The 19,132-nt window shown below is 61.7% G+C and carries 15 protein-coding genes; 7 read left to right on the top strand and 8 right to left on the bottom strand.

What is annotated here, in order from left to right; all coding sequences use genetic code 11:
* Nucleotides 1-191 precede the first annotated feature (191 nt).
* Nucleotides 192-2,375, bottom strand: a complete 2,184-nt coding sequence (gene uvrD / locus QF045_RS02600) for a DNA helicase II (protein ID WP_306490938.1) — start codon at nt 2,373-2,375, stop codon at nt 192-194.
* Between the two features lie 268 nt (nt 2,376-2,643).
* Here uvrD and QF045_RS02595 point away from each other — a divergent pair, with 268 nt between their 5' ends.
* From QF045_RS02595 to QF045_RS02585, 3 genes are all read left to right on the top strand, one after another.
* A complete protein-coding gene (locus QF045_RS02595; RefSeq protein WP_306490937.1) occupies nt 2,644-5,517 on the top strand; it encodes an EAL domain-containing protein in 2,874 nt (957 codons plus the stop codon).
* A 162-nt stretch (nt 5,518-5,679) separates the two neighbouring features.
* On the top strand, nt 5,680-6,546 hold the full coding sequence (gene hexR, locus QF045_RS02590; protein ID WP_003177007.1) for a transcriptional regulator HexR: 867 nt from the start codon (nt 5,680-5,682) through the stop codon (nt 6,544-6,546).
* Nucleotides 6,547-6,754: 208 nt separating this feature from the next.
* Entirely contained in the window at nt 6,755-6,952 is a 198-nt protein-coding gene (locus tag QF045_RS02585; RefSeq protein WP_124388828.1) for a PA3496 family putative envelope integrity protein, read from the top strand.
* On the opposite strand, the gene QF045_RS02580 is transcribed toward QF045_RS02585, so the two are convergent.
* Complete coding sequence (locus tag QF045_RS02580) at nt 6,882-7,856, bottom strand: LysR family transcriptional regulator (protein ID WP_306490936.1); 975 nt, start codon at nt 7,854-7,856, stop codon at nt 6,882-6,884. The two genes, QF045_RS02585 and QF045_RS02580, sit on opposite strands and share 71 nt — an antisense overlap.
* A 196-nt stretch (nt 7,857-8,052) precedes the next feature.
* On the opposite strand from QF045_RS02580, the gene QF045_RS02575 reads away from it, so the two are divergent.
* Both QF045_RS02575 and oadA read left to right on the top strand, forming a co-directional pair.
* Nucleotides 8,053-9,468: an acetyl-CoA carboxylase biotin carboxylase subunit gene (locus QF045_RS02575; RefSeq protein ID WP_003195732.1), complete on the top strand. Its 1,416-nt coding sequence runs from the start codon at nt 8,053-8,055 to the stop codon at nt 9,466-9,468.
* Nucleotides 9,469-9,479: 11 nt separating this feature from the next.
* Nucleotides 9,480-11,288, top strand: a complete 1,809-nt coding sequence (gene oadA, locus QF045_RS02570) for a sodium-extruding oxaloacetate decarboxylase subunit alpha (protein ID WP_306490935.1) — start codon at nt 9,480-9,482, stop codon at nt 11,286-11,288.
* Nucleotides 11,289-11,397: 109 nt separating this feature from the next.
* On the opposite strand, the gene QF045_RS02565 is transcribed toward oadA, so the two are convergent.
* From QF045_RS02565 to QF045_RS02555, 3 genes are all read right to left on the bottom strand, one after another.
* The gene (locus QF045_RS02565) at nt 11,398-12,738 is read right to left on the bottom strand and encodes an autotransporter domain-containing protein (RefSeq protein ID WP_306490934.1); all 1,341 of its coding nucleotides are present in this window, start codon (nt 12,736-12,738) and stop codon (nt 11,398-11,400) included.
* 186 nt (nt 12,739-12,924) lie between these two features.
* On the bottom strand, nt 12,925-13,755 hold the full coding sequence (locus QF045_RS02560; RefSeq protein ID WP_306490933.1) for an amino acid ABC transporter permease: 831 nt from the start codon (nt 13,753-13,755) through the stop codon (nt 12,925-12,927).
* The gene (locus tag QF045_RS02555) at nt 13,752-14,573 is read right to left on the bottom strand and encodes an ABC transporter substrate-binding protein (protein WP_306490932.1); all 822 of its coding nucleotides are present in this window, start codon (nt 14,571-14,573) and stop codon (nt 13,752-13,754) included. Before QF045_RS02555 ends, QF045_RS02560 begins: the two co-directional genes overlap by 4 nt.
* Nucleotides 14,574-14,685: 112 nt before the next feature.
* Here QF045_RS02555 and QF045_RS02550 point away from each other — a divergent pair, with 112 nt between their 5' ends.
* Nucleotides 14,686-15,594, top strand: a complete 909-nt coding sequence (locus QF045_RS02550) for a homocysteine S-methyltransferase family protein (RefSeq protein WP_306490931.1) — start codon at nt 14,686-14,688, stop codon at nt 15,592-15,594.
* A 132-nt stretch (nt 15,595-15,726) separates the two neighbouring features.
* Here the strand turns inward: QF045_RS02550 and QF045_RS02545 are convergent, their stop codons facing one another.
* The 3 genes from QF045_RS02545 to QF045_RS02535 are packed head-to-tail and all read right to left on the bottom strand — an operon-like array spanning nt 15,727 to nt 17,490.
* The gene (locus tag QF045_RS02545; protein WP_306490930.1) at nt 15,727-16,398 is read right to left on the bottom strand and encodes a GNAT family N-acetyltransferase; all 672 of its coding nucleotides are present in this window, start codon (nt 16,396-16,398) and stop codon (nt 15,727-15,729) included.
* Between the two features lie 10 nt (nt 16,399-16,408).
* Nucleotides 16,409-16,855 (bottom strand): GNAT family N-acetyltransferase, encoded by a 447-nt coding sequence (locus QF045_RS02540; protein WP_306490929.1) that lies wholly within the window; start codon nt 16,853-16,855, stop codon nt 16,409-16,411.
* A complete protein-coding gene (locus QF045_RS02535) occupies nt 16,852-17,490 on the bottom strand; it encodes an FMN-binding negative transcriptional regulator (protein ID WP_306490927.1) in 639 nt (212 codons plus the stop codon). Before QF045_RS02535 ends, QF045_RS02540 begins: the two co-directional genes overlap by 4 nt.
* Before the next feature lie 91 nt (nt 17,491-17,581).
* On the opposite strand from QF045_RS02535, the gene QF045_RS02530 reads away from it, so the two are divergent.
* A complete protein-coding gene (locus tag QF045_RS02530) occupies nt 17,582-19,132 on the top strand; it encodes a PLP-dependent aminotransferase family protein (RefSeq protein WP_306490926.1) in 1,551 nt (516 codons plus the stop codon).

Below are 19,132 nucleotides of genomic sequence, written 5' to 3'. Positions count from 1 at the left end.
ACAGTGGCTAGCGGCATAATGTTTCGGGCTTTTGCGTAGGACCGATTCAGAGCGGTCTGTAAGACGTATTACAGATATTGGCCCGCGCTCGTCTAAAACAAGGGTGAGCTTATAATCTTCATGTTACGCGGTGTTTCATGGGGTGGCTTGACGTGGCGAGGGAGCTTGCTCCCTCGCTACCTACCGTCATTTCAGACCGCCTCAAGCTTCGCGTAGCCCATCATCAGCCACTTGCTGCCTTCGGCAAAGTTGACCTGCACCCGTGCCTGGGCACCGGCGCCTTCGAAGTTGAGGATCACGCCTTCCCCAAAGATGGCATGCCGGACCTGCTGGCCCAGGCTGAAGGCGGTTTCCGGAATCGCGGAGCCGGCAAACAGGGTGCTGGAGTTCTGCTGCTGGCCGCCGCCGAACGGGCGGCTGACGCTGTTGGACAGGCGCACTTCCTGGATCAGCCCCTTCGGCACTTCACGTACGAAGCGCGACACCTTGTTGTAGGTCTCGCTGCCGTACAGGCGTCGGGTCTCGGCATAGGTCATCACCAGGTTCTGCATGGCCCGGGTAATGCCCACGTAAGCCAGGCGGCGTTCTTCCTCAAGGCGGCCAGGTTCTTCCAGGCTCATCTTGTGGGGGAACAGGCCTTCTTCCATGCCTACCAGGAACACATACGGGAATTCCAGGCCCTTGGCACTGTGCAAGGTCATCAGCTGGATGCTGTCTTCATGCTCGTCGGCCTGGGTATCGCCGGCCTCCAGCGACGCATGGCCAAGGAAGGCGGCGAGCGGGGTCAGCTCTTCATCTTCATCGGTGTTCTCGAAGGCGCGGGCGGCGCTGACCAGTTCCTCAAGGTTTTCTACCCGGGCCTGGCCTTTCTCGCCTTTCTCCGCCTCGTGGTAGGCGATCAGGCCGGACTGCTCGATCACGGTCTGGGTCATCAAGTGCAGGGGCATTTCCGCGCATTTGGCCGCAAGGTTCTCGATCAATTCGACAAACACGCCCAACGCGCCGGCCGCGCGGCCCGTCAGGCCTTTATTGGCGATAAGCAGGCGCATGGCCTCCCACATCGACACATCGGCATGGCGGGCGTGTTCGCGAATGGCCTCGACAGTTTTTTCCCCGATGCCACGGGCCGGCACATTAATGACCCGCTCCAGCGCCGCATCGTTGCCGCGACCTTCCAGCAAGCGCAGGTAGGCCATGGCGTTCTTGATTTCCGCACGCTCGAAGAAGCGCTGGCCGCCGTAGATGCGATAAGGGATGCGCTCGCGCAACAAGGCTTCTTCCAATACCCGCGATTGGGCGTTGGAGCGGTAAAGAATAGCGATATCACTGCGCGCCAGGCCGGTTTTCAGCGCGCTTTCGATGGTTTCCACCACGTAGCGCGCTTCATCGTGCTCGTTGAACGCAGCGTACAGGTTGATCGCTTCGCCTTCGCCGCCGTCGGTCCACAGCTCTTTGCCCAGGCGCCCGGTGTTGTTGGCGATCAAGGCGTTGGCGGCCTTCAGGATCCCGGCGGTGGAGCGGTAGTTCTGCTCGAGGCGGATGGTTTGCGCGTCCGGGAAGTCTTCGGAGTACTGGTAGATGTTCTCGATTTTCGCGCCGCGCCAGCCGTAGATCGACTGGTCGTCGTCGCCCACCACCATCAGGCTGTCGCCGCCCTTGGCCAGCAGGCGCAACCAGGCGTACTGCACGGCGTTGGTGTCCTGGAACTCGTCCACCAGAATGTGCCGGAAGCGCTTCTGGTAATGGGCCAGCAAGCCGGGGTTGTCGCGCCACAGGTCGAGGGCGCGCAACAGCAGCTCGGAGAAGTCGATCACGCCGGCGCGCAGGCAGGCGGCCTCGTAGGCTTCATAGATGCTGCGCATGGTGGCCAGGAACAGGTCACCGCTGGCCTGAATATGCTGCGGGCGCAGGCCTTCGTCTTTCTGGCCGTTGATGAACCACTGGGCCTGGCGGGCCGGCCAGCGCTGTTCATCCAGCCCCAGCTCGCGTATCACTCGCTTGACCAGACGTTGCTGGTCGTCGCTGTCGAGGATCTGGAACGTCTGGCTCAGCCCCGCTTCCTGCCAATGGGCTCGCAACAGGCGGTGCGCCAGGCCGTGGAAGGTGCCCACCCACATGCCGGCCGGGCTGATGCCCATCAACTGCTCGATGCGATGGCGCATTTCGGCAGCCGCCTTGTTGGTGAAGGTCACCGACAGGATGGAATGGGGGGACGCGTTCTCGACCTGGATCAACCAGGCGATACGGTGCACCAGCACTCGGGTTTTACCGGAGCCAGCACCGGCCAGGACCAACTGACGGCCAACGGGGGCCGCTACGGCCTGGCGTTGGGCATCGTTGAGGGAGTTCAGCAAAAGGGAGAGATCATCGCGCATCGGCGCATTCTAGGGTGCCGGGGGAAGACGGGCAAATCCCAATGCCGGGTGGTCGACATAAAACCACTCGGCGGCAAACATTGCGCTGGGCGCGGATGACCGGTTAGTCATGCGCCAGAGCCCGCGTGGCGTCTCGTTCAAGCCGTCTGGCACAACGCTTTGCGCTCAGCTGACGGGGTTTTTTTATGACCAGGAGCGGTTTGGTCCGAGCGTTTGCTTGTGTATGCTCCGTCGACGTTTCGGGCTCACCATTATAAGAACACTGCCTATGACCTTTAACACTGACCTGTTCGGCCCTTCGGCGGCGCCCGCGCAGGTTATCCGTAAACATTACGCCACCCAGATAGCGGTCGAGCGCACACGTCTGCTGTATCAGGGCTCGTTGCTGCCGACCCTGTTGATGCTGGTCAATGGTTTGGTCTGTGCCTGGCTGTTGTGGAACCCCAAGCAGTACCTGCTCGACAGCATCTGGCTGGTCTGGTTGCTGGCGCTGGTGGCGATGCGAGTCATCCAGGTGGCGGCCTTTGATTCGGCGATGCCCAGCCGTCAGGCCCAGCCCGTGTGGCGCCGTATGTTCATGCTCGGTTCGGCGGTCAGCGGTTTGACCCTGTCGATCGCCGCCATTGCCTTGGTACCGACCGACAGCTTTATGCAACAAGCCTGGGTGTTCGGCCTGATCGGCGCGGCGACGTTGTCGGCCAGCGTGGCGTATGCCGTCAGCCTCTGGGCCTTTCTGTCCTTCGCCTTGCCGTGCCTGTTGCCGGCGATCATTTATCTGTTCTGGAACGGCACCTCGCAGCAGCAGGGTTGGGGCGTACTCGGTCTAATCCTGCTGGCGTCCTTGAGTGTGGTGGCGTGGCAGGTCAACCGTCTGATCCAGCGCGGGCTGCTGCGAAGTTTCCAGAACCAGGCCTTGATCGAGCATCTGCAGCAGGCGCAGCAACGCAGCGAGCAGTTGAATCAGGAACTGATGCGCGAAGTCGAGCAGCGCCGTCAGGTCGAACAGGAGTTGCGGGAAGCCCAAGTCGGCCTGCAAGACCGTGTGGCGCTGCGCAGCCAGGAGCTGGACGCCGCCAGCCTCGCCCTGAATAAAAGCGAGGCGCGCCTGGCCATGGCACTGCAGGCCAGTGAACTGGGCCTGTGGGACTGGAACCTGCAAACCGATGAGGTGCACCACACCCAGCTCAAGGAACTGTTCGGCCTGGAGCCCGAATATGTCACCGCGATGCTCAGGCACCTCAAGCCGCGCCTGCACCCCGACGACCTGCCGCTGCTCAAGCATGCGCTGGTGGAGCATCTCAAAGGCCGCAGCGACGACTATCAGGTGGAATACCGAATACGCCATGGCGACGGGCATTGGGTGTGGATCGAAGACCGTGGGCGTGCAGTAGAGCGTTCGCCCAGCGGGCGGGTTATCCGGATGCTCGGCACACGCCGCGACATCAGTGCTGGCAAGGCCGTGGAGGAACAGCAACGGCTCGCCTCGACGGTGTTCGAGGCCGCCAGCGAAGGCATCGTGATTCTCGACCCTAACTACGTGCTGATCGCCGTCAACCAGGCGTTCAGCCGTGTCACCGGTTTTGACATCGACGACATGCTTGGTCGCAATGTGGTGGAGCTGCCCTGCAGTCGCGATGCCCGGCGTCACTTCCCGGTGATTCACCAGGCGCTGCTCAGCAACGGCACCTGGCAGGGTGAATTGGTGGAAACGCGCAAGAACGGCGAGTTGTATCCGCAGTGGCTGCAACTGAGCGTGGTGCGCGATGTTCGCGGCAATGTCAGCCATATTGTTGGCTTTTTCGCCGATTTATCCGCGCGACGCGAGTCCGAGGAGCGCATGCGCTACCTCACCCATTACGACGAGTTGACGGGCCTGGCCAACCGTTCGCTGTTTCGCGAACGGCTGCGCGAAGCTCATCAGCGCGTGCGCCAGGGTGGGCGCAGCCTGGCGCTGCTGCACATCAACCTCGACCGTTTCAAGCTGCTCAATGACAGCCTTGGGCATGAAGTGGCCGACCAACTGCTGCAGAAAATGGCGCGGCGCTTGATCAACGCACTGCCGGAAGCCGACACCATTGCGCGGCTGTCCGGTGATGAATTCGCCGTGCTGTTCGACGCCTACGGCAACTTGTCGAGCCTGGCGCGTGTGGCGACTCGGCTACTGGCAAAGCTGCGCGTGCCGGTTACGGTGGAGGGGCATGAGCTGGTGGTGAGCGCCTCCATGGGCGTCAGCCTGCTGCCGGACAATGCGCGGGAAATTTCCGCGCTGGTCAGCCAATCGAATATGGCGATGCAGCACGCCAAGCACCTGGGCGGAAATAATTTCCAGTTCTACACCGACAGCTTGCAAGCCAGCACCCTGGAGCGATTGCAGCTGGAAAACCACCTGCGCAAAGCCATCGACGAGCGCCAGCTCACGGTGTTCTACCAACCCAAGTTGTGCCTGGCCAGCGGTAAGCTCAATGCAGTCGAAGCATTGGTGCGTTGGGACCATCCGCAGTGGGGCCTGGTGCCGCCGGGGGACTTTATCGGCCTGGCCGAAGAAACCGGCCTGATCGTGCCGCTGGGTGAGTTGGTGTTGCGCCAAGCGTGCTGGCAGGCCTGTGAATGGCAGCGTCAGGGGTTGGAGCCGATTCGGGTGTCGGTGAACCTGTCGGTGCATCAGTTGCGCCAAGGCAAGCTGGTCAGCCTGGTACGCCAGGTGTTGGACGAGACCGGGCTGGACCCGCAATACCTCGAGTTGGAACTGACCGAAAGCCAACTGCTCGACAGCGTCGAGCACATCATCGTCACCTTCCGGCAGTTACGCGACCTGGGCGTGAAGCTGGCCATTGACGATTTTGGCACCGGCTATTCGTCTCTCAGCTACCTCAAACGTATTCCGGTGGACTACGTGAAGATCGACCAGACCTTTATCCGTGGTCTCGGCCAGGGCCGTGAGGATGCCGCCATCACCCGAGCGATCATTGCCATGGCCCACGGTCTGGCGCTCAAAGTAGTGGCCGAAGGCGTGGAGGACCAGCAGCAGCTGGATTTCCTGCGGGCCGAGGGTTGCGACGAGGTGCAGGGCTATCTGATCAGCCGGCCGATGCCCGCGGAGGGGCTCGCGGATTTGTTACGAACAAATCCGGATTTTCCTTAACGACTCGATGGGCGTCCCTGTGGCTACAAAGCCTCTGCCCTTAATTTCAGAGGGGGGCGGGGCGATTTAGTGCTGCATCAGGCGGGCAAAACGGTAATTCTTGTAGTATAACTACAAGCTTGCTACATCCCTGGCGTCTGCCAATAACAAGAGTCCTGCCCTTTGAACCTGTTGCAACATATCGCCCAGTCGCGCCACCTGTTACGCAAATCGGAACTCAAGGTTGCCGATCACGTGCTGCTTGATCCTGCGGCCGTGATGCACAGTTCCATGGCCGACCTGGCCCACAGCGTGGGTATCAGCGAGCCGACCATCGTGCGTTTCTGTCGCGCCATCGGTTGCTCCGGGTTTCAGGACTTGAAACTCAAGTTGGCGCAAAGCCTGGCCGCCGGTGCGAGCTTCGGCCAGTTTGCGATCCATGAAGACGATTCGGTCGCCGATTACAGCCTGAAAATCTTCGACACCACCTTGCATACCCTGATGGAAGTGCGCGAGAAGCTCGACCCGGTTGAGTTGCAAAAGGCCGTGACCGCGATGTCCCAGGCCCAGCGCGTCGAGTTCTATGGCTTTGGTGCTTCTGGCGCAGTAGCGGCCGACGCCCAGCACAAATTCTTCCGACTGCTGCTTACCGCTGCGGCCTACAGCGATCCGCACATGCAGGCGATGTCGGCGGTGACCTTGAAGCCCACCGACGTGGCCATCTGTATTTCCCAGTCCGGTCGCTCCAAAGACCTGCTCATCACGGCCAACCTGGTGCGTGAAAGCGGCGCTTCGCTGATCACCCTGTGCCCGAGCCAGACGCCGTTGGCGGAATTGTCCACGGTGAACCTGGCGATCGACGTACACGAAGACACCGAGATCTACACGCCGCTGACCTCGCGCATTGCGCACCTGGTGGTAATCGACGTACTGGCGATGGGTGTCGCCATGGCGCGCGGGCCAAGCCTGGTCAATCACCTCAAGAGCGTAAAGCGCAGTTTGCGCAGCCTTCGTCTCTCGCCAAAATCCGTCAAAGCCCTCGACGACTGAACTGTACACAGATCTAAATGTGGGAGGGGCTTGCTCCGGATAGCTATAGGCCAGTCAATAAATCTGGTGACTGACACTCCGCCATCGGGAGCAAGCCCCCTCCCACATTTGCATCTTTTGTGTGTCCAGAATCTTCATCCCACTGTCATCGCCCCGTCATCCCTCGCGCCCATTCTGTACTCCCCGTACTTGCATTGGGAGACTCCAAATGGCCCGGCCCTACGAAGACAGCAACAGCACCGTCAAGACCCGTCGTCAGCAGGAAGACCAGCGCCGCATGGCGTTCCGTCGCGCAATCGAAGACCGCTGCGACCAGCGCCAACTGCAGCAGAGCATCAGTGACTACCCGGAACTGCATTGGCAGGCACCCTTGGCTGCCCAGCGAAGCGCTCAGCCAGCGCGCTGATCTGCACCCGTTCGCTGCGGATAAAGCCCAGGAACGCATGGGCCACCGGTGACAATCGCTTGGCTTTGGCTTGCACCAGGCACCAACTGCGGTACAGCGGCAGCTCTTCCACCGGCAACTCCTTGAGTCCGCCGGTGGCCAGTTCCAGGTTCAAGGCGTGGCGCGTCAGCAGGGCCACGCCCAAACCTGCGACCACGCACTCACGCTGCGCCTCGGCCGAGGCCACTTCCACCGTCTGGGTGAAGTGCACGCGTTTTTCCTTGAAGTACTCTTCGCAGGCCAGCCGTGTGCCGGATCCCGGTTCGCGGATCAGCAGTGTGTAAGGCTCCAGATCCTGCAGGCGCAGCGCCCCTTGCAGGCTCAAGGGATGGTCCGGGAGTGCCACGGCGACAATCGGGTTGTTCAGGAATGGCAGAAATTCCAGGCCCATGTCCTGAGGCACCATGGACATGATCACCAGGTCGTCGCGGTTGTCCGAAAGCCGACGGATCACCTGGGCGCGGTTAACCACGGTCAGGTGCAATTGCACCTCCGGGTGCTGGCGCTTGAAGGCGGCGAACAGGTGCGGCACGAAGTACTTGGCGCTGGACTCCACCGCCAGCTTCAACTGGCCTTGCAGTGAGCCCTGCATGTCCGACAGCTGCATATCGAGGTTTTCCAGACGCCCGAAAATATCCCGGCTGGCCCGCTGCAGGGCTTCGGCGGCCTCAGTCATGTAGAGCTTTTTGCCGACATAGTCGAACAGCGGCTGCCCGAGCAGCTCTTCGAGCTGGCGAATTTGCAGGCTGACGGCAGGTTGGGTGAGGGACATTTCCTCGGCTGCGCGGCTGTAGGAGCGCAAATCACACACTTCATTGAAGATCTGCAGCTGACGCAATGTCATACGCATCAATGACTTACGCATTAAATAACCCCTCGCGCCGGTATTCGTCCGGCCAACTATAAGTCTTTACTTATACACAACCCAATAATTATTGATTTTTGTTAATCCTCCCGTGCGCATAGTGTGTGTCTCGCGACTGTCATGAAACATTTGGTCACGCGCCGACCCGGCTACATGGGGTCGAAGAACGCAGCAATCGGCTCAAGGGAATTTCCAAGTGATAAAAAAGATCCTGATCGCCAACCGTGGTGAAATTGCCGTACGAATCGTGCGTGCCTGCGCCGAGATGGGCATTCGCTCGGTCGCGGTTTACTCGGACGCCGACCGCCACGCGTTGCACGTCAAGCGTGCCGACGAAGCCCATAGCATCGGTGCCGAGCCCCTGGCCGGTTACCTCAACCCGCGCAAGCTGGTGAACCTGGCCGTGGAAACCGGTTGCGATGCGCTGCACCCCGGCTATGGCTTCCTGTCGGAAAATGCCGAATTGGCGGATATCTGTGCCGAACGTGGGATCAAGTTCATTGGCCCGTCGGCGGAAGTGATTCGCCGCATGGGCGACAAGACCGAGGCCCGTCGTAGCATGATCAAGGCCGGCGTGCCGGTCACGCCGGGCACCGAGGGCAACGTCGCCGACATCCACGAAGCCCTCACCGAAGGCGACCGTATCGGTTACCCGGTGATGCTCAAGGCCACGTCCGGTGGTGGCGGGCGCGGTATTCGTCGTTGCAACAGCCGCGAAGAACTCGAGCAAGCCTTTCCCCGCGTTATTTCCGAAGCCACCAAGGCCTTCGGTTCGGCGGAAGTGTTCCTGGAAAAATGCATCGTCAATCCCAAGCACATCGAAGCGCAGATCCTCGGTGACAGCTTTGGCAACGTGGTGCACCTGTTCGAACGCGATTGCTCGATCCAGCGTCGCAACCAGAAGCTCATCGAAATCGCGCCAAGCCCTCAGCTCACCCCGGAACAGCGCGCCTATATCGGTGATCTGTCGGTGCGCGCGGCCAAGGCCGTGGGCTACGAGAACGCCGGTACCGTGGAGTTCCTGCTCGCCGAAGGCGAGGTGTACTTCATGGAGATGAACACTCGGGTGCAGGTGGAACACACCATCACCGAGGAAATCACCGGGATCGACATCGTCCGCGAGCAGATCCGCATCGCCTCGGGCCTGCCGCTGTCGGTCAAGCAGGAAGATATCCAGCACCGTGGCTTCGCGTTGCAGTTTCGTATCAACGCCGAAGACCCGAAGAACAACTTCCTGCCAAGTTTCGGCAAGATCACCCGTTACTACGCCCCCGGCGGCCCCGGCGTGCGCACCGACACGGCGATCTATACCGGCTACACCATTCCACCGTTCTACGACTCCATGTGCCTGAAGCTGGTCGTGTGGGCGTTGACCTGGGAAGAAGCCATGGACCGCGGCCTGCGTGCCCTGGACGACATGCGCCTGCAAGGCGTGAAGACCACCGCCGCCTACTATCAGGAAATCCTGCGCAACCCGGAATTCCGCAGCGGGCAGTTCAATACAAGCTTTGTGGAAAGCCACCCTGAGCTGACCAACTACTCGATCAAGCGCAAACCCGAAGAGCTGGCCCTGGCCATCGCTGCCGCCATCGCCGCCCACGCAGGCCTGTGAGGATTATAAGAATGAGCAAGAAGATCTTTGTTACCGACACCATCCTGCGCGACGCTCACCAATCGTTGTTGGCGACCCGCATGCGCACCGACGACATGCTGCCGATCTGCGACAAGCTCGACAAAGTCGGCTACTGGTCCCTGGAAGTGTGGGGCGGCGCGACCTTCGACGCCTGCGTGCGCTTCCTCAAGGAAGATCCGTGGGAACGCCTGCGCCAACTGCGCGCCGCGTTGCCCAACACCCGTCTGCAAATGCTGCTGCGCGGCCAGAACCTGCTGGGCTACCGCCACTACAGCGACGACGTGGTCAAAGCGTTTGTCGCCAAGGCCGCCGTCAACGGTATCGATGTGTTCCGCATCTTCGATGCCATGAATGACGTGCGTAACCTGCGCGTGGCCATCGAAGCGGTCAAAGCTGCCGGCAAGCACGCCCAGGGCACCATCGCCTACACCACCAGCCCGGTGCACACCGTCGAGGCCTTTGTGGCCCAGGCCAAGCAGCTTGAATCCATGGGCTGCGACTCCATCGCGATCAAGGACATGGCCGGCCTGCTGACACCTTATGCCACCGGCGAGCTGGTCAAGGCCCTGAAAGCCGAGCAGAGCCTGCCGATTTTCATCCACTCCCACGACACCGCCGGGCTGGCCGCGATGTGCCAACTCAAGGCCATCGAAAATGGCGCCGACCACATCGACACCGCCATCTCCAGCTTCGCCTGGGGCACCAGCCACCCTGGCACCGAGTCGATGGTTGCCGCCCTCAAGGGCAGCGAGTTCGACACCGGCCTGGACCTGGAGCTGCTGCAGGAAATCGGCCTGTACTTCTACGCGGTGCGTAAGAAATACCACCAATTCGAAAGTGAATTCACCGCCGTCGACACCCGCGTGCAAGTCAACCAGGTACCGGGCGGGATGATTTCCAACCTGGCCAACCAGTTGAAAGAGCAGGGCGCGCTCAACCGCATGAGCGAAGTGCTCGCCGAAATCCCCCGCGTGCGTGAAGACCTCGGTTTCCCGCCACTGGTCACCCCGACCTCGCAGATCGTCGGCACCCAGGCGTTCTTCAACGTGCTGGCCGGTGAGCGCTACAAGACCATCACCAACGAAGTGAAGCTTTACCTGCAAGGCGGCTACGGCAAAGCGCCAGGCACTGTGAACGAGAAGCTGCGGCGCCAGGCCATCGGCAGCGAAGAGGTGATCGACGTGCGTCCGGCCGACCTGCTCAAGCCGGAAATGACCAAGCTGCGCGGTGAAATCGGTGCGTTGGCCAAGTCCGAAGAAGACGTGCTGACCTACGCCATGTTTCCGGACATTGGCCGCAAGTTCCTCGAAGAACGCGACGCCGGCACCCTGGCGCCCGAAGTGCTGCTGCCGATCCCGGAAGCCGGCGGCGTGGCCCGTGCCGGTGGCGAAGGCGTGCCGACCGAATTCGTCATCGATGTGCACGGTGAAAGCTACCGCGTCGACATCACCGGTGTCGGTGTGAAAGCCGAAGGCAAGCGTCACTTCTACCTGTCCATCGATGGCATGCCGGAAGAAGTGGTGTTCGAACCGCTCAATGAGTTTGTCAGCAGCGGCGGCAGCAAGCGCAAGCACGCCACCGAGCCTGGCCATGTCAGCACGGCGATGCCGGGCAATATCGTCGACGTGCTGGTCAAGGAAGGCGACGTGGTCAAGGCCGGCCAGGCCGTGCTGATCACTGAAGCCATGAAGATGGAAACCGAAGTGCAGGCCGCAATTGCCGGCAAGGTAAGCGCCGTGCACGTGGCCAAGGGCGACCGGGTGAACCCTGGCGAAATCCTGATTGAAATCGAAGGCTGATTCAGCCTTCGACATTACCGCTTAATCCTCGGGGGGGCAGGTGCCCTCCTTTTTTTTGCCTGCAATTTATCGATCAGGCCAGTGCTGCGCGGATTTCAGCGGGGTGGCATTAGAATTCCATCCGCCATTGGCCTGTCAAACCCTGGCTGCGGCTACTGCTGCCGGCCTCGCCGGTATACGTGAGGCCTACGGTGTGTTGGCTCGAAAGCGCCAGATCCAGGCCGGCGTTCAGCCCCAGGCTGTTGCGGTCCAGCGCGGTGCCCCGGACAGTGAACTGGCTGTCGAGACCGTCCGTGCCGTCCAGGCCGATCAGCCGTGAGGATTGGTGAACGCGGCTGCTCACGTCGCCATAGACGTGTTTCCATTGGGCGCTCAGGTGCGGCGTCAGGCTCATCTGATTGTCGAAGCGATGCACCGTTGCCAGGCGCACGCCTAGGGTGCTGTTGAAGTTCTCCTGGGTTTGCGCACCGACGTTCAGCGCCGCCTCGCCACCGGTTTCCTTGAAACCGTTACGCTGATAACGCTGGTAACCGACGCTGGCAAACGGCTCGGCGTGGAAGGTGTCATTGCCAACCGTGTAACCCGCTTCGGCGAATGCATGCTGGCTCTGGGCGCGGTAGCGTCCTTTGAGGTGCTGCTGGTAGTCAAGGAAGGCGATGTCGATGTTGCGCTGAGTGTTGCCATCATGACGGCTGTGGATCGCTCCCAGTCGCAAGGCCAGTGGGCCATCCTGGCGCACCGCGTAACCGCCCAGATGCCAACTGTCCAGCGCGGCCTCGAAGCGTCGCGAGTCCAGGGTGCTTGAGGAGCGGCCACCCACCACGCCCATCCGCCAGGCCGAATCCAGCGACCAGTCTGCGCCTATCAGTAAGCCGCGCAGGCCTTGTTTCATACCCTGGCTACCCTCCAGCCCCGCGAGGTTGCTACCGTGCCCCAAGCCCTGGACCCAGAAACGGCCCTGCTCCTGGTCTGGCATTCCACGCAGCGCCGACAGCAGGCCGGCGCTGACCTGCCCGCTGCTCTTTTGCGTGGCAGCAGCCAGATTAGCGTTCTGACTGCCGGCCAGTTGCTCCAGGGCGGCGCCGAGTTCGCCGCTGGGCTGGCTGGCCAGCAGCAATTGAAGTTCACGCAGCTGGTTTTGCTGTTCGATGGTCAAGCCACCGGAGTCGCGCAGCGCTGCCAACTGGGTGTCGATGCCTTGGGCAAACTGCAGGCCATTGTACGACGTAGCCCCGGATGCCAAATAGAAATGGCTTGGGACAGGGATAGGGGCCGACGGCGCGTAATCTCGTGGGGCCAGCTCAAACCCTGGGAGCTGCGGGTAGTAGGGCTTGAAACTGGAGTAGGGTTGCTCAGGTGGCATATCCCCTCGAGCGAGCACGTCTTGAGTAGTGGCGAGCGCAACGAGCAGCGCGACTGCCATCACGCTTGGTTTTTGTAGAAATGACATGTGATTCCAACCTCTGATTGACGAGGCCGAAAATTTAGCGAGATGACCCCGCGATAACTGTCAGGTCGCGGGTCACTGCTGTGCGGGACATGTCTCTTCTGCGGCGCGATAAAAAACGAGGCGCGTGCTGGCGGGTCTGTCTTTCATGGAAACCCGTTCCAGGTTCAGCGCAATGTCCACTAAGGCTCAACCGCGCCGTACATAGCCCTTGCCGTAATGGCGCTCCATGCGCGCCTGGATCAGTTCCAGGCCGAGTGACATCACCCAGTAGATGATCGCGGCGGTGGTGAGCATCTCGATATAGCGGTAGCTCGAGCGGCCGTAGGATTGCGCGAGGAACATCACTTCCCACACCCCCATCACCGAGATCAGCGACGAGTCCTTGAGCATCGAGATGAACTGGTTGGTGGCCGGCGGGACGATGGTGCGCATCGCCTGGGGCAGGGTGACGTGCCAGAAGATCGCGCTGTCATGCATGCCCAGGGCCAGTGCGGCTTCCCGTTGGCCGTGGGGCACGCCGAGGATGCCGGCGCGGAAGATTTCGCTCAGGTACGCGCCGTAGTTGAGCGACAGCGCGATGATCCCGGCGACGATTGCACCCGGTACCAAACCCAGTTGCGGCAGGCCCAAGTAAATCAGCAGGATCTGGATCAGCAGCGGCGTACCGCGAAAGAACGACGCGTAGAACGTGGCGATGCCGAAGGCCACGGCGCTTTTCGACAAGCGCCCCAATGCAGTGACAAAACCCAGCACCGACGAGACCCCGATCGAGCACACGCACAAAAACAGCGTCAGCGCCGCGCCTTGCAGAAAGCCGTTCGGCGCCAGGTGCACGCCGACCAAGTTGGGCAGCTTGTCGAGGATGATCGAGAACTTCAGGTCAAAGCTCAGAAAGAAGCTCGCAAACAGGCAGAGCAGTGCGGCCCAGGTCAGGTACAGCCGCGTACGAAAGCCCAACAGCCGCCGCAGCCGCGACGCAGTTACCGGTGGTTGGGGCGGGGTCGGGAACGCAGTCATTGGCTGATGTCGGCGCCGATCCATTTTTGCGACAGCTTGCTCAAGGTGCCGTCCTGTTTGAGCTGGGCGAAGACCTCACGCACTTTGCTGTCCCACTGGGGGTCGCCTTTTTCGATGGCGACCGAGTTGGGCTCCGAGTAGAGCGGCTCGCCGGCCAGCTTGAAACGCTTGTCGGCGGTCAGGCGCGGCTGCGCGGTGACCAGGTTGGTGAGGATCGCATCCAGGCGCACGCCGGCGCCCAGGCCCAGGTCCTGGAAGGCCACGTTGTCGGTGTCATACGGGGCAATCTGCACGTCCTCGAACGGGTACTGCAGTTGCGTGTCTTCGGCGCCTTCGATCACCAGGTTCTTGTTCAGGTAGCTCTCGTAGCTCGACGCGCTGGTCAGGCCGACTTTCTTGCCGCTCAGGTCCTTGGCGCCGTGGATGCGGTCATCCTTGGCGTTGACCACGATCACCGCAGGCGAGGCGTAGTACTCCACCGGGAAATCAAACACTTCGGCGCGGGCCTTGCTTGGGGTCATGGAGCAGATGCAGATGTCGTAGCGCCCGCTCCAGCGGCCGGCGGCGATCACGTCCCATGAAGGGGTTTCCAGACGAAGTTTCACGCCCAGTTTCTGCGCCACGGCCTTGGCCACATCGACGTCAAAGCCGTCGAGCTGGTTTTGCTCGTTGAGAAACGAAAACGGCGGATAGCTTTCCATCAGCACACCCACCAGCTCTTTCTTTTGCTCGATCCGGTCCAGGGTCGCACCGCCGAAGGCCTGGGTGGAGGCAGCGAGCATTGTCAGGCCCAGGGCCAATAGCGGTTTAAGTTTCAAGGCAGACACCTGAATAAAAAAGAGTTGTTATGAACCGGTTGGTGCGTATTAAATAGTTATAAGAACGACTCTCATAGTGAGTTATTTTCATAAGAATATGAGTAAAAGCTATATGAGCGCACACCGTACAGTAATTCTCGATGGCGGCATGGGCCGTGAGCTGCAACGCCGTGGCGCGCCGTTCCGGCAGCCGGAGTGGTCGGCGCTGGCGTTGAGCGAAGCACCGCAGGCGGTGGAGGCGGTGCACGCGGCCTATATCCACAGCGGCGCCAACGTGATTACGAGTAACAGCTACGCCGTTGTGCCCTTTCATATCGGTGAGGCGCGGTTCGCCGCCGAAGGCCAGGCCCTGGCGGCACTCGCCGGTGAATTGGCCCGCCGCGCGGTAGAGGCTTCTGACCAAGCAGTACGGGTGGCCGGTTCATTACCGCCGCTGTTCGGTTCTTATCGGCCGGATCTGTTCGAGGCTGGGCGAGTGAGTGAATTGCTGACGCCGCTGGTGAACGGCCTGGCACCCCATGTCGACCTGTGGCTGGCGGAAACCCAGAGTTCCATCGCCGAGGCGCGGGCGATCCAGGCCGGGCTGCCGAAGGACGGCAAACCGTTTTGGCTGTCTTTTACCTTGAAGGATGAGGACACGGACGAAGTGCCACGCCTGCGCTCAGGCGAACCGGTGGCGGACGCGGCCGAAGCGGCGGCGCTGTTGGGCGTTGAGGTGCTGCTGTTCAACTGCAGCCAGCCCGAAGTGATCGGCGCAGCGATTGACGCTGCTCGCCAGACCTTCGAGCGCCTTGGCGTGGCGATCCAGATCGGTGCCTACGCCAACGCGTTCCCGCCGCAGCCCAAGGAAGCCACGGCCAACGATGGCCTCGACCCGCTGCGCGACGACCTCGACCCGCCCGGCTATCTGCATTGGGCGGCCGATTGGCAGGCCCGCGGTGCCAGCCACCTGGGCGGCTGCTGCGGGATCGGGCCGGAGCATATTTCAGTGCTGGCCAAGCACCTTACCCCCAACAGTTAAGGTTTTTTTGTAGGAGCGAGCTTGCTCGCGAAGAACTCGGGGGCCTTCACGTTTATCCAGGATGAACGTGTTGCCTGGAGGTTTTTCGCGAGCAAGCTCGCTCCTACAGGGCCTTCTCTCCCTGTCAGCGATTCAATTTCTGCACTCGGCCAGCGATTTCAGCTGTCCGGAGCCGGTCTGGTTAGCGTCCGATAGCCACTGTTCAAACCCCGCATCGATCGCCGGCCATTCCGAATCCAGCATTGAGAACCACGCCGTATCGCGGTTCTGACCCTTGACCACCATGTGCTGACGGAACACCCCCTCAAAACTGAAACCCAGGCGCTCGGCTGCGTACCGAGACCGGGCATTGTCGTTGTTGCACTTCCATTCCAGGCGGCGGTAGCCCAGGTCGAACGCATATTTGGCCAGCAGGTAGACCGCCTCGGTGCTTTTCGGTGAGCGCTGCATCGGCGCGCCAAAGGTGACATGGCCGATCTCGATACGGCCCTGGGCTGGGACGATGGACATCAAACTGAGGATGCCCTGCACCTGATCGTTGGCGCGGTCGACCACACTGAACAAATACGGGTCGGTGTTGGCGGCGTGTTTGTTCAGCCAGGCACCGAATGCGGCGCGATCGGCAAACGGTCCATAAGGCAGGTAGTCCCACAGCTTGGGGTCGGAGCCGGGGCCTGCGAGGGCCTGCCACAGTTGATCGGCGTCGCGCGTGGGATCGAGTTTCACCAGGCGGATAAAGCGCCCTTCGAGCACTTGAGCCGTGGGCGCCGGAACGCCGTTCCAATCAGCGAGGGAGGTGGTCATGCTGCGCTCCTTAAAGGGCTTTGCGAAATTGAATGAAGCCTGGGCGTTCGGCGATGCGCTCATAGAGCTGGATCGCGGTGGCGTTGGTTTCATGGGTCAGCCAGTGCACTTTGCCGCAACCGTCTGCCTTGGCGGTGGCGTAGACGAATTCAATCAGTTTACGACCGACACCGGTATCGCGTTGGGCCGGGTCCACCAGCAGGTCCTGCAAGTAGCAGGAGTTCTCGATGCTCCAGTTGGAGCGATGGTAGATGAAGTTGACCATGCCCACCGCCTTGCCGTCCTGCCAGGCCAAGGCGGAATGGGTCGGCTCGCTGGCATCGATCAGGCGTTGCCACGTGCTTTGGCTGACCGCGTCCGGCAATTGGGTGTTGTAGAACGTCAGATACGCTTGCCACAGCGGCAACCAGGCGGCGTGGTCGGCGGCGCTGACCGGGCGGATATCGATCGGGCTCATTCTTGGGCTCCTTGGCGAATAAAACGGGCGAGGGTCTGGTCACGAACATCCACGCTGGTGGCCAGGCCACTGCGCACGCCAGCGATGTCTGCCGGGCTGCGGTTCTGACTGAGCTTGCGTTTGCCGATCAGGCGATCGATGGGCAACGCGAAGCCGACGATGGCCTTGAGCATGCCGTCAATATAGTCGGCCGGCGCGTCACTGACTTTCCACGGCCGGTCGCGCCCGCTTTCATGGCGATCAGTGAGCGCACTGACTACCCCAAGCAGGCGCTCGGCGTCGGTGAACACCTCGGCCTTGCCGTAGGCGTGCACCGCCAGGTAGTTCCAGGTCGGCACCACTTTGCCGTGCTCGGCCTTGGTCGGGTAGTACGCCGGGCTGATATAGGCCTCGGCACCCGCGAAGATCACCAGGGCATCGCTGCCGTTGCGCAGCTCCTGCCACTGCCGATTGGCCTTGGCCAGGTGCCCGTAGAGCGTGCCGTTCGGGCCTTCGTTCGGGTTGAGCAGCAGGGGCAGGTGGCTGGCTTGCAAGCCCTGTTCACCCATGGTCACCAACTGCGCCAGGCGAGTGTGCTGGATCAGTTGCTGCAGTTCGGGCAAATCGTCGAGAGCAAAGGCGCTGGGTGTGTACATGAATATTTTCCTTGGCGAATGCCAGCATCCTAGGCAGGCTAATGGCTCGATGTAAGAGCCATCTAGGGTCAATTTCATAGGTCCAATTTTCATGTCGCCGATAGAACCACCGTTGTCTTTCAACCCCGCCGGCATTGAACTGGATCGTCGCCACGGGCTGACACGCCAGCTGTACCAGGCATTGCGCGAGCGTGTGCTGGACGGGCGACTGGTCGGTGGCACGCGGTTGCCCGCCAGTCGCGACCTGGCCGCTGCCATGGCGATTTCCCGCAACAGCGTGGTGCGCGCCTATGACCAACTGTACGCCGAGGGGTTTATCGAGGCGCGCGTAGGTGACGGTACTTACGTTGCGCACTTGCCGCAAAACCCGGCACGCAGTGGAAAATTATCCACAAAACCATCCACAGGGTTATCAACAAGCTTATCCCCAGGTTTATCCACAAAATCGCCAGATTCAGCCGGCTTTTCAAACCGTAAAGTTATCCACAGCTCGGCGTTGGAGCGCCTGGACCAGCACCATTTGTCCACTCCTCCCAGCGGCCCGCCACGGGCGTTCAGGGTGGGCGTGCCGGCCTTCGATCTGTTTCCCTTTGCGCTGTGGGCCAAGCTGAATGCGGCATTCTGGCGTCGGCCAGACCTGCAGCACCTCTGTTACGGCGACCCGGCGGGTGACTGGCGTCTGCGCGGGTTGATCGCAGCTTACTTGCGCAGCGCCCGGGGCTTGCAGTGCGGCGCTGAGCAAATTGTGATCACCAGTGGCGCGCAGCAGGCCATCAGCCTTTGTGCACAGCTGTTGGTGGAGCCGGGCGACGGCGTGGCGGTTGAAGACCCAGGCTATCGCGCGGCTGGACACGCCTTCGCCATCGCCGGGGCAAACCTGCAGGGCGTGTCGGTGAATGCCGAGGGCCTCGATTGCGATGCACTGTCGCAATTGAAGGGCTGCCGCCTGGCCTATGTCACGCCATCCCACCAATACCCGACCGGGGTGGTGATGAGCCTGGCTCGGCGCCTGGAGCTGCTGGCGTGGGCCGAGCGTAACGATGGGTGGATCGTCGAAGATGATTACGATGGCGAGTACCGCTACAGCGGCGCGCCGTTGGCCCCTTTGGCCGCGTTGGACCGCAGTGGGCGCGTGCTGTATGTGGGCACGTTCGGCAAGGTGGTGTTCCCGGCCCTGCGTCTGGGTTACCTGGTGCTGCCAGCGGGCCTGATGCAGGCGTTTGCCCAGCGGCGGGCAGTGGATGTGCGGCATTCGGAGATCAGCACCCAGGCGGTAATGGCCGAGTTCATGGCGGCCGGGCATTTCCAGCGGCATATCCGGCGCATGCGCCGCGCGGCGTCGACTCGCCGGGACGCGGTGCTGGCGGGCTGGCCGCAGAACGTAGCTGGCCTTGGGAGCTTGCCGGCAATGACGGCGGGGCTGCATTTGATGGTCAAGGTCGACAGCCTCGAGCGTGAGCAGGCCTTGGTGGCCAAGGCTGAAGCGGTGGGCGTTGAGGTCAACGCCCTGAGCCGCTACTGGTTGCCCGGCCCCAACGGCCCGACGGACGCCCAGGCTGGCCTGGTGCTGGGCTTCGCCGCCGTGCCGCCTGCGGCTATCGCTCAGGCGTTGGCGCGTTTACGCCAGGCCTGGGCGGACTGA

The sequence above is a fragment of the Pseudomonas sp. W4I3 genome (assembly GCF_030816195.1).
Classification (GTDB): Bacteria; Pseudomonadota; Gammaproteobacteria; order Pseudomonadales; family Pseudomonadaceae; genus Aquipseudomonas.
The sequence above is the reverse complement of the archived record's forward strand: the minus strand, read 5'-3'. Positions and strand labels throughout refer to the sequence as shown.

Coding starts and splice junctions, on each gene's coding strand:
- QF045_RS02595 (WP_306490937.1), top strand. CDS start 2,644: ATGACCTTTAACACTGACCTGTTCGGCCCTTCGGCGGCGCCCGCGCAG.
- QF045_RS02565 (WP_306490934.1), bottom strand. CDS start 12,738: ATGTCATTTCTACAAAAACCAAGCGTGATGGCAGTCGCGCTGCTCGTT.
- QF045_RS02560 (WP_306490933.1), bottom strand. CDS start 13,755: ATGACTGCGTTCCCGACCCCGCCCCAACCACCGGTAACTGCGTCGCGG.
- QF045_RS02550 (WP_306490931.1), top strand. CDS start 14,686: ATGAGCGCACACCGTACAGTAATTCTCGATGGCGGCATGGGCCGTGAG.
- QF045_RS02585 (WP_124388828.1), top strand. CDS start 6,755: ATGGCCCGGCCCTACGAAGACAGCAACAGCACCGTCAAGACCCGTCGT.
- QF045_RS02530 (WP_306490926.1), top strand. CDS start 17,582: ATGTCGCCGATAGAACCACCGTTGTCTTTCAACCCCGCCGGCATTGAA.
- uvrD (WP_306490938.1), bottom strand. CDS start 2,375: ATGCGCGATGATCTCTCCCTTTTGCTGAACTCCCTCAACGATGCCCAA.
- QF045_RS02545 (WP_306490930.1), bottom strand. CDS start 16,398: ATGACCACCTCCCTCGCTGATTGGAACGGCGTTCCGGCGCCCACGGCT.
- QF045_RS02540 (WP_306490929.1), bottom strand. CDS start 16,855: ATGAGCCCGATCGATATCCGCCCGGTCAGCGCCGCCGACCACGCCGCC.
- QF045_RS02535 (WP_306490927.1), bottom strand. CDS start 17,490: ATGTACACACCCAGCGCCTTTGCTCTCGACGATTTGCCCGAACTGCAG.
- oadA (WP_306490935.1), top strand. CDS start 9,480: ATGAGCAAGAAGATCTTTGTTACCGACACCATCCTGCGCGACGCTCAC.
- QF045_RS02580 (WP_306490936.1), bottom strand. CDS start 7,856: ATGCGTAAGTCATTGATGCGTATGACATTGCGTCAGCTGCAGATCTTC.